A 10,109-nucleotide genomic window follows, 5' to 3' on the forward strand; every position below is an offset into this window, starting at 1 on the left:
TGAGAATTGTTATCTGCCGATAAAGACACTTCAGGTACAACCAAGTAAGGGTAGCCACCCCCAATCGAAAAGCTCACATCATTAGCAAAAGCAGAACCCGAACCAAGTGATAGAACCAGTAGTAATATTTTTGTATTCATAATATTCCTTTTGAGTAAGGATAAATCGTACTCAATTGAGGAACAAAGGGCAATAAAACAAATGTTCGTTAATGTAACAAACTGATAAGAGGCGCTTACATTTTAGCAAGTATGTTATCGCTGGCCGCTTCTATTAAATCAAGTACGTTTTCAAAGCCGTCGTCACCACCGTAATAGGGATCAGGTATGGCACTTGTGCTTTGCTCCCCGTACTCTAAAAACAACGCTAACTTATAGTGTAAATGCGTTGGGCACTGCTCTTTTAAATCAGTTAAATTTTGTTTGTCGGCTGCTAAAATTAAATCAAACTCGTTAAAGTCGCTAGTGCGAACTTTACGCGAGTGTATTCCTTTAAAGCTATAGCCGCGCTTTTCACCCGCCGCCATTGAACGGCTATCGGGGGATTTTCCTTCGTGATAGCCAATTGTACCTGCAGAATCGACCACCACCTTTACACCCAAGGCTTTTGCACGCGCTTTTAAAACCGCCTCAGCAGTAGGTGAACGGCAAATATTACCTAAACATACAATCAGTACCTTTTTCATAGCGGCTCCTTAAATTAGGCTTTAAAACTGTTTTAATATGCTCTCTTCGTAATCGTCAGCATTTAGCGTTAAATTAAACTGCGCAGCAACCGAATCTAACTCAGCTTGTTTAATGGCTAGGTCTTCCATTGTTATGAGGTTGTCGTCTAGCTGCCACAATAAACGCGAGCCCGCATAACTGTAATGAATGGCTAATAGTGCAGCGGGGTTACCTTCGCGCCCAGCAGCTTTTAACTTTGGCATTTTACGGGTTATTTTATTAAGTGCCTGTTTTAGCTCCCATACATAAACCACTTCGGTCATGTAAGGATGAGTGCGGTATTTATTTAACAACCACCCTATGGCTAAACTTGTAATAACCACACCAGTTAAGTTCCAATGAAAATGGCTTCCGCTTTCATCCGGAAACAACGCAATCAGCGTTTGCGATATAGCTAAGCTCCCCGCCGCAAGCGAGGCCGCACAGCCCACAATGACACGATTTAAATGCTTACGATAACGCGATTTATTTATTTCAATGAGTTGCATAACAGCCTAAAAAGTTAATAAGTAAAAGAATGCGAAACGCTATTGTAACTAAACCCCGCATTTTTTATAAAAATATTTCACCCCTTTTTGATTTGCCACCCGTTATAGCTCTGAAAACCACATAATGAGTTAACTAGGAGCGGCTTATGCACACACTTGAAACCCCAAATAACCCAACATTTATAAAAACATCAACCGCCGTTATTGGTGGTGCAGCAATGACCTTTGCCGCCTTTGCATTTATGCAATACCTAATCAGTGGCGACCAACGCGCACCACTAGACCCTGGCAAAGAAATAACGGTTGAAATATTTAAAGTGCCTGAAGATTCAAAAGTAAGACACATAGATAAAATGCCAGAACCACCTACACCAAAAATGCCGCCTAAAGCGCCACCGCGTGTAACACCTAGCGCCGACCCCGTTATGGCAATCAACACGGCGCCGCCATTAATAATGGATGACTTTGGTGACGGCATTAACAATACCCTTAATCGCCCAACGGGAGATGCCTCACCCATTGTGCGTATAAATCCAAAGTACCCAACCACCGCTGCGCGTGATGGAATAGAAGGCTGGGTACAACTTAGCTTTAATATTTCGCCCACTGGCGAAGTAATAGACGCGGTAGTTTTAAACGCCGAACCAAAACGTATATTTAACCGCGAAGCACTACGCGCTATTAAACGTTGGAAATACCGCCCAAAAGTAATTGAAGGTGTGGCACAATTACAAACAGATCAAACGGTTCAACTTGATTTTAAATTAGATAGCTCTATTTAACGGACTAAACGCCTATGCTAATGAGTATTAAAACCTGGTTATTTGAAACGCCCAGCAAAGACTGCATGGCGCGTTATGCAAAAAGTGGAGAAAACCGTCACTTAGAGCAGCTTATTGCACTCTACAGTAACGATTTATACCACTACCTAGTTACGCAATCTAATACTCACTTAGCATACGACGTAAGCCAGCAAACATGGCTAAAAGTAATTGAAAAGCGCCACCTTTACCAAGCGCAAACCACGCCTAAAGCGTGGTTGTTTAAACTCGCACGTAACACGCTAATAGACGAATACCGAAAACAGCAACACTTTGTGGAGCTTGACGAAAACAGCCTACAACCTTTGCAAAGTGCCAATCAAAGCGAATTAACACGTAGTGACTCGCACATAGGTGACACACACATTAGTTACGAAGCATTCAACACGGCGCTCAAGCAACTGAGCTTTGTGCAACGCGAAGCCATCACCTTACAACAAGAAGGTTTTAGCCTTGCCGACATAGAGCTTATAACGCAAAGCAACGCCCAAACCATAAAAACAAGACTGCGCTATGCCAAACAAAACCTAAAACAATTATTAGGAGACAATAATGAACAAGCCTGATGAGCAGTTTGATGAAAAGCTTACAAACCACTTTAAAGCGCGTAAAGCTCGTACAACCCTTTCGCATGCTCAACAACAGGCGTTAAAACACAGCGTAGCTCAAAAACAACCTAAAAAGTTAGGCTTTGCCCTGCAACTCACAAGCCTTACCTGCGCTCTGGGCTTACTGGCCTTTATAGTGCTCAACAGCAACAACGTAATAAATACCGCCCCTAAAACCGTATTAAACACCATAGATATACACGACTACTCGTTTATAACAACGCATGAAATAGATCAAACAGGTAGCTATACAAGCGTCATAACGCAACAAAAACACGCGCTCGACACCCAATTAGCAAACGATTTACGCCGCCACCAGCAACGCCACATAGAATACGGCACGCTCGTAAAGGTCGACAACGACTGGTACATAGCCAGTTGTCATTACGAGGTGCTAGTGCAAATTAAGCAGTCGCTATTGAGTGATTTAAAGGGAAGGCACGCAGTAGAAAGTAATATCAATACCGGTGATATGCTCGCTATGGCGCATAACGGCAAAGGGGAAATTATTGCCCTGAAGCATGCAGGAGTTGGGGTGAGGCAGTGCAAGGCTTAGGTTATTTTTAGCATGGTGGTAATTTAAATAAGTAATTACCACCGAGAACACAGAGGCGCTTCGCGCTGCACAGAGATAGTTAACTATCACCCATGTAATCTAATGGTGAAGAAAGCTCTATAAAATCACGGTAGTGTTCTTTTATGATTTTGTTGTATTCATCTTCGATATAAATATAGTCAAGCCATAATAAAGTAACTTCTGGAGAAATTTCTATTTTATGCTGTGCTAACGCCTTTTCTGCGTTTTGCAACTGAGTTAAACTGTAATCGCTATCAGGAATCCAAACATCATAAGGGTTTAATTCTGAGACAAAAGCACGAAAAAAAATATTCTTAATAAATTTTGATAGTGAAATAGGATAATTCCCCGTGGAATAGCTATTTTCTTTTGAACCAAAATTGTCATTATAAAATGTACTTATATATCTCTGTGGCTCAATAAAATAAATTATCTCGGCTGATAAATACTCTTTTGATATATCCTTTTGTAAGAAGTCAGCTAGGCTAATATCTATGATCTTATTTTCATCACCTCGTTCTGTTCTTTTGAACCTACCATTTATTATCTCCTCATAAAGTGGGTGGTCTTTTTCATGGATACAAAACAAAATAGCGAGCACAAGAACATCTACTTTTTTGCCACTTGGTAAATTAATAATAATGGCTGTAATACGTTCAGTAATTTGAATAGCTGCTCTTGCTGATACCTGAAAGGCATCTAATACAACTGAGATATTAGCTAAAGTGGTTTCGGACGTTTTGGTACGAGGGAGCAGCTCAATATTTTTACTTTCTAAATACGCAGTTTCAAATTTAGTTGTATCGCTATGTACTGATAAAAAGTCTTTTAAAACAGGACGCTTTAAACTGTAACGACTATTAAAAAAACGGCCTAAATAAACCTTAGCGTCAAACCCTTCACCGTATATTGATTTTATTGTATGTTGTAGCTGCTCGGTATCCGTAGCCACAACAAATACGATACCTTTTACATCAAAAATATGTTTAATTGTCTCAAGCATTTCTACTGCATAACTTGGGCGACAACGGTCTAATTCATCAATAAAAATAAATATGGGTAACGATTTACCTTCCTGCTCTTCAAACTTACAGACCCAATCAGCTAACTTAGATTTTATTACTTCAATGCTTTTGTTTTTAGCTTCATGATCTTTAATTAAGTTTTGTGCAAGCGCCTTTACTGCGGGCGAAAAGTCGCTGCCAGTTAACTTGTTAGAATTTTGCTTTTGATCATCTTCAATTTCTTCATCAGAGAATAGTAATGTGTGTAACTCATCTAAATCTATGCCTGATATTTTTTTAGTTAGGCCTTGTGCAATAGCAGGTGCAACAGCCTTAAACATAGAAACTGCACTCTTAGGAATAGTTATATTAAACTTAGCCTGACGTTGAAGCTGCTTGATGATACCTGCAATTACAGTTAAAAATGGATCGTCCGAATAGTCTTGCTGCCATGCATCAATATAAACTACAGGGTAACCTACTATTAATTCCTGTGACCAACGCTTAAGAAAATAGGTTTTACCTGCCCCCCACTCAGCGTTTAAGTTTAATACATAGTTTTTCTTTTGCTCTTCATCAGGCCTGCTTTCGTCAAATCCCTCTTGAGCCAATAGCCTTGATAAAAATGTAGCGTAGCGAGCACGATCTAATTTATCTGCAGGAAAATACTCTTCTAATGGAGGATTAGTTGCTTTACTCCAATTGAATTCTTTAATGTCGTGCATTTAATTTCCCTTTAAATCATTCTTTTTCACATAATGCCATACAACATTCAATGAACGTAACCTATTAATAAAAAGCTATTATTATTTATCTCTGTGTAGCGCCTAGATGTGCTCGATGGTGATCAATCTTAAATAAAAAAGCCTGCGATTAAGCAGGCTTTTAAATATTTAAATTCCGAGTTTTTACAGCACAATAATGCTAATAACCAAATAAGCAATAAAGGTCAGTGCGCCACCAAATAACGCGTACGGTAGCTGGGTTTTAACGTGAGTGAGTAAGTCACACCCCGATGCAAGCGCCGACACCGCGCTGGTATCGGATATAGGCGAACAGTGATCGCCAAATATACCGCCGCCCAAAATAGCGCCTACAACCAATGAAGGTGGTAAACCCAATGCTTGTATTAGCGGTACGCCAATAGGGATAAGTATGGCAAACGTGCCCCACGATGTCCCCGTAGTAAACGACATAACCGCCCCTGTTAAAAACAGCACGGGCACTATTAAGTAAATAGGTAAGTAGTCGCCTACCAATGACGCAACAAACACACCCGTACCTAGCTCTTTTAAGCTTGCACCTAGCGTAAGCGAAAGCAAAACAATGCTTACCAATGGGAGTAATTCGCCCATGCCTTTAAAGCCAGTATCAACCAATTGGTGGTGGGTAAATTGGCGCGAACTAATCATTAGTAAGTAAGCAACCACAATCGCGAGCACAGTTGCATATAATACCGATTTAGAGCCGCTACCTTCTGCCAACACACCGTTACCAGTGTAAAACATAAAGCCTACCATGCTGGCAATTAGCGTAAATAATGGCACTAACATAAAGCGTGCTTTAGAGCCTTTTACTTCTTCTTTTAGCTCGTTTGTTTGTAGCTCTAATTTTTGTTCGGCCTCTTTCATTGGGCCGTGTACTTTATCAAATGCAATGGTGTAAAAAACAATAACCAAGGTAATTATGGCGTAAAAGTTATATCCAACGCTGCCCCATAATACCGATACCGCCGATTCGCCCAATTCGTAATTACCTAATAAGCCCAGTACAAATGCACCCCAGCCGTTAAGTAGTATTAAAATACACACAGGGGCACTGGTACTATCAATAATGTAGGCAAGGCGTGCACGGCTCATTTTAAATTTGTCGAACAGGCCGCGCGACAAAATACCCGACGTAAGCACGCTTAGGTTTGACTCTATAAACACCGCAACGCCAGTAAACATAGTTAAAAAGCCAACTTGGCGCTTACCTTTTGCAACCCCTTTGTTCATTAATAAGTTAACCGTTGCCGCCACACCGCCAGATTCGCGAATGTAGGCAAGTAAAGCACCTATTAAAATACTAAATATGAGTATGCGGCTGTTACCCGGCGAACTTGCCACCGAAATAATACGCTCTATGGTATTTAAAAATGTTGTAAATACGCTATTTCCTTCCCCTTGTAGGGCAAGTAAAAACTCAGAAGACGCCACGGCAACTAGCAGCGCCATAATGACTTCTTTGCGCCAAAACACGATAGCAATCGCAATTAGCGGCGGTAAAATAGAATACCAATGCATAAAAAGTTAACCTTAATTATTAACAACCCGCGCTTAAACGCTTATATGTTAAGCCCAAAACTTAAAAAGTGGCTTAATGGAGTAAACCGCCTAGCTTAATGGATTGATGTTGCCAAGTCACCTGCAAATAAGCCATTGGGCGTAACTGTATTAGCCCATTTTAACCTATACGATAATTTATTGATTTAACAGCGCTTCGTAAACAAGCGATACCACAGATCCGTATTGTGCGGTTTCGAATTGTTTGCCTGTAAATTCATAACGTTTTTGTGTGCCTTTAATTGCAGTGTGGCGCGCGTTAGTAAGCAAAACAATGGCCAAGTCGTAAGCGGGATCGATTACTGTTACGGTGCCTGTCCAACCGGTATGGCCATACGCTTGTGAGCTGGCATAAGGGCCAAAGTGCCAACGCCGTGCTTGGTTATTGCCTGCAAGCCTAAAACCTAGGCCGTACGTTTCGTTAGTGCTTTGCGGCGTTAAAAACTGCGCTAAGGCACTTGCACTAAATAATTGTTGGTCGCCGTAGCCACCATTATTTAATAGTAGCTGGCAAAGCACAGCTAAATCGTGGGCGTTACTAAATAACCCGGCATGCCCAGCAACGCCGCCAAACGAGTAAAATGCGCGTTCGTCATGAACTTGGCCTTGCAACACATGTGTTCGAATATTATCAAAAGTAATACGCCCATCGCGGGTATTGCCGCTAAGTTCGGTGGCTGCAAATTGACTACGCTCAAAGCCTTTTTTAAGTGGGTTAAATAGCGTGTTACTCAGTGCAAGGGGTTTATAAACGTGCTGCTCTAAGTACTCGTCTAGTGGCTGCCCTGTTATACGCTCAACCAATACACCTAAAATCATGTAATCAATATCAGAATACACATGTTGCATTGGCTTTTTATTATTAAGCGGCACTTTGGTGAGCAAAAGCTGTTTAGTGGTTTGGCTATTTTGAGAATAAAATGCATCGCCTTGCTGTGTATCTTTTCGGTGAAAATCAAACACGGGTGGGTAGCCTGCGCTATGAGTAAGTAACTTTTTTACTGTGCGTTGCTCTCGCCCACCGCCGATGTATTCTGTTAAATAAGTTTGCACGGGGTTGTTTATATTGAGTTGCCCTTCGCTTATGAGTTTCATGAGTGCAAAGTTAGTGGCAAATATTTTAGTGTTTGAGGCTAAGTCAAATAGAGTATTCGTTTGCATAGGCTCTGGCCGCAGTAGCATTAGATCGTTTTGCTGGTACTGCTTTGCATCACCATAAGCTGTGAGTTTTATTAGCTCGCCATTTTTAACAACCGCCAGCACTGCACCAGGAAACCCCGCTTTAATATCACGCTCAATGAGTTCATCAACGTCAGTAAAATCAACTGGCTTGTTAGGCATTAAATTTAATGTAGGAAATGCAAAACGCAGCGTTAAGCTTGCGCCTTTAGGTAAAATATTTTCTACCTTAAATGTGTTTATCCCATTATGAGTATGCGCCGCTAAGCTATAATTATAAAGCGTATTAGCGGTTAACGTATTGGTAGCAAGTTTTTGATTGTTTATGTAAATATCGGCACTTTCGGCGCTGTGGTTTTGTATTAATAATTGGCCGCGCCCTTTATATGCTTTAAATGTGCCACGGTTGTTTACATAAAACCGGCTACTTGGATTTTGCTCAGGAAAGCTGGCTACAACTTGTGCGTTTGGCAGCGCTATTAGCTGACTTTTAGTCAGCACTGGCTGCGATTTTAATGAATTATGTTTACTACTGCAGCCTATAATAATTAAACTCAAAGCGGCTAACCATGCGTTTTTTATGAAGCGAGTATTTTTTAAAATAAATAACATGGTTAAGCCTTACTCATATAACAAATAAGGCGCTCGTTGCGCTTTAAATTGTGTAAGGCCGCGTTGCCAGCTTTTCTTTATTTGCGCAGCCGACTGCCCTGCCTCTATAGCTAAACGCAGCTTATTAGTACCTGCCAATTTATCCATAAATCCAGCGCGTTCAAAAAAGTCGATCTTATGTTTATTAAGGGTGGCGTAGGCGTTTATTAAGTACGTTAAATTTAGCCCTGCGGCGTTTACTTGCCTTAAATCAAGGCCATGTACCGTTGTATTTTTAAATTTAGGGTTCAAAGCGGCGCCTTTAATAGCCCGCGGTGTAAAATTAAAATCCCCTAATTTTACCGGCGAATAACCAATAACCTGAAACGCAAAATCGGTGCCGCGGCCAATACTCACAGGGGTTGCTTCAAAAAAGCACAGCGATGGGTAAAGCGCGATTGATTGATCGTTTGGTAAATTAGGGCTGGGTTTTACAGGTAAGCTATAACGAGTTGTGCGTGTGTAACGATCAACCGGGATCACGGTGAGCTTTAGATCGGTGGCTTTATTGATCCAGCCCTCGCCTTTGATCATGTTAGCCAGCTCACCTACCGTCATTCCATGTAGCACGGGTATTGGGTGCATGCCTACAAACGATTTAAATTCGCGCTCAAGAATTGGCCCATCAATATAGGCAATATTGGGGTTTGGCCTATCAAGCACTATAAATTCAACACCTTGTTCAGCCGCAGCCTCCATCATGTAATGCATAGAGCTTATATAGGTATAAAAACGTACACCCACATCTTGAATATCAAAAACAATAACATCTACATTGCTAAGAGCTTCAGCGCTTGGCTTTTTGTTTTTGCCATAAATAGAAATTAGTGGAATGCCGGTTTTGCTATCTATGGCGTTTTTAACATGAGCACCGGCGTCGTGATCGCCTCTAAAACCATGCTCGGGTGCAAAAATTTTGGTTATGTTTATATTTTTACTAAGCAGGCTGTCAACCAAGTGTGCTTGCCCTACTAAAGAGGTTTGATTTACCACTAACCCAACACGTTTATTTTGTAATTGCGGTAAGTACACTGCCGGCTGTTCAGCCCCTACGGTTACTGAATGCTTTGCTTCATTCGCGTGTGTGGTAATAGTAAAAAGCGCACTTAAACTCAATAAAAATATAAAAAATACGGTTTTAAACATACAGCAAGATCCTTTTAAACAAGGTGTTTAAAATACCACAGCTTAAGTTAAAGAGCAGCGAATGCTTTTGAGTCGATACATAAGTAATTAGAAGCTACGCTTCTCACGTGAGCACGTTCTACGTCTACGACGATTTAAGCTTCAGCGTTTAATTACAATAGTGGTTTTGAACTACTCATTTACTCCTCTTTTATTTCTCTTTGTGCAGTTATGTTTAAGAGCGTTATTCACAAAGAGGTTTAGAGACGCTGCGCTTTTAGAGAAGTGACTAAATGGAAGATTTGGCAGTATGTATCATTAGGTTTAACTGATATCTGAAAGCTTTCTCAAATTTCAGGCACAAAAAAACCGACTTAGTGTCGGCTTATGTATGAAAGTGCTGGGCGCAGGACGTACCTTCTAAGAGTGAACCTCTGACCGTCGGGTTCGTGGCTTGCTATTTTCCCATATTCACTTTATTTCAGGCACAAAAAAACCGACTTAGCGTCGGCTTATGTATGAAAGTGGTGGGCGCAGGAGGATTCGAACCTCCGACCGCCTGGTTCGTAGCCAGGTACTCTATCCAGCTGAGCTATGCGCCCACTTT

Annotated in this window: 9 protein-coding genes and 1 tRNA gene; 3 read left to right on the forward strand and 7 right to left on the reverse strand. The window is 41.1% G+C overall.

Annotated features, from left to right (window positions below):
• Positions 1-235 precede the first annotated feature (235 nt).
• A complete protein-coding gene (locus BCG07_RS18300; RefSeq protein WP_039038238.1) occupies positions 236-685 on the reverse strand; it encodes a low molecular weight protein-tyrosine-phosphatase in 450 nt (149 codons plus the stop codon).
• Positions 686-706: 21 nt separating this feature from the next.
• Positions 707-1,213, reverse strand: coding sequence for a DUF3087 domain-containing protein (locus tag BCG07_RS18305; protein ID WP_286891436.1), 507 nt, complete (start codon positions 1,211-1,213; stop codon positions 707-709).
• Positions 1,214-1,359: 146 nt separating this feature from the next.
• On the opposite strand from BCG07_RS18305, the gene BCG07_RS18310 reads away from it, so the two are divergent.
• Genes BCG07_RS18310 through BCG07_RS18320 form a run of 3 tightly spaced genes read left to right on the forward strand, consistent with a single transcriptional unit; the run spans position 1,360 to position 3,198 of the window.
• Positions 1,360-1,995: an energy transducer TonB gene (locus BCG07_RS18310; protein WP_243531602.1), complete on the forward strand. Its 636-nt coding sequence runs from the start codon at positions 1,360-1,362 to the stop codon at positions 1,993-1,995.
• A gap of 14 nt (positions 1,996-2,009) precedes the next feature.
• Positions 2,010-2,600, forward strand: a complete 591-nt coding sequence (locus BCG07_RS18315; RefSeq protein WP_243531604.1) for an RNA polymerase sigma factor — start codon at positions 2,010-2,012, stop codon at positions 2,598-2,600.
• On the forward strand, positions 2,587-3,198 hold the full coding sequence (locus BCG07_RS18320; RefSeq protein WP_243531605.1) for a hypothetical protein: 612 nt from the start codon (positions 2,587-2,589) through the stop codon (positions 3,196-3,198). Before BCG07_RS18315 ends, BCG07_RS18320 begins: the two co-directional genes overlap by 14 nt.
• Positions 3,199-3,277: 79 nt before the next feature.
• On the opposite strand, the gene BCG07_RS18325 is transcribed toward BCG07_RS18320, so the two are convergent.
• The 5 genes from BCG07_RS18325 to BCG07_RS18345 form a co-directional block, all read right to left on the reverse strand.
• Complete coding sequence (locus BCG07_RS18325) at positions 3,278-4,948, reverse strand: KAP family P-loop NTPase fold protein (RefSeq protein ID WP_286891439.1); 1,671 nt, start codon at positions 4,946-4,948, stop codon at positions 3,278-3,280.
• A gap of 183 nt (positions 4,949-5,131) precedes the next feature.
• Positions 5,132-6,508, reverse strand: coding sequence for a Na+/H+ antiporter NhaC family protein (locus tag BCG07_RS18330; RefSeq protein ID WP_006794362.1), 1,377 nt, complete (start codon positions 6,506-6,508; stop codon positions 5,132-5,134).
• Positions 6,509-6,685: 177 nt separating this feature from the next.
• A complete protein-coding gene (gene pbp4b, locus BCG07_RS18335; protein WP_286891440.1) occupies positions 6,686-8,338 on the reverse strand; it encodes a penicillin binding protein PBP4B in 1,653 nt (550 codons plus the stop codon).
• Positions 8,339-8,347: 9 nt separating this feature from the next.
• Positions 8,348-9,523, reverse strand: coding sequence for an exo-beta-N-acetylmuramidase NamZ family protein (locus BCG07_RS18340; RefSeq protein WP_286891441.1), 1,176 nt, complete (start codon positions 9,521-9,523; stop codon positions 8,348-8,350).
• 504 nt (positions 9,524-10,027) lie between these two features.
• Positions 10,028-10,104 (reverse strand) — tRNA-Arg (locus tag BCG07_RS18345).
• Positions 10,105-10,109 lie beyond the last annotated feature (5 nt).

Origin of the sequence: Pseudoalteromonas sp. ESRF-bin5 (assembly GCF_002632075.1) — a bacterium.
Classification (GTDB): Bacteria; Pseudomonadota; Gammaproteobacteria; order Enterobacterales; family Alteromonadaceae; genus Pseudoalteromonas; species Pseudoalteromonas marina.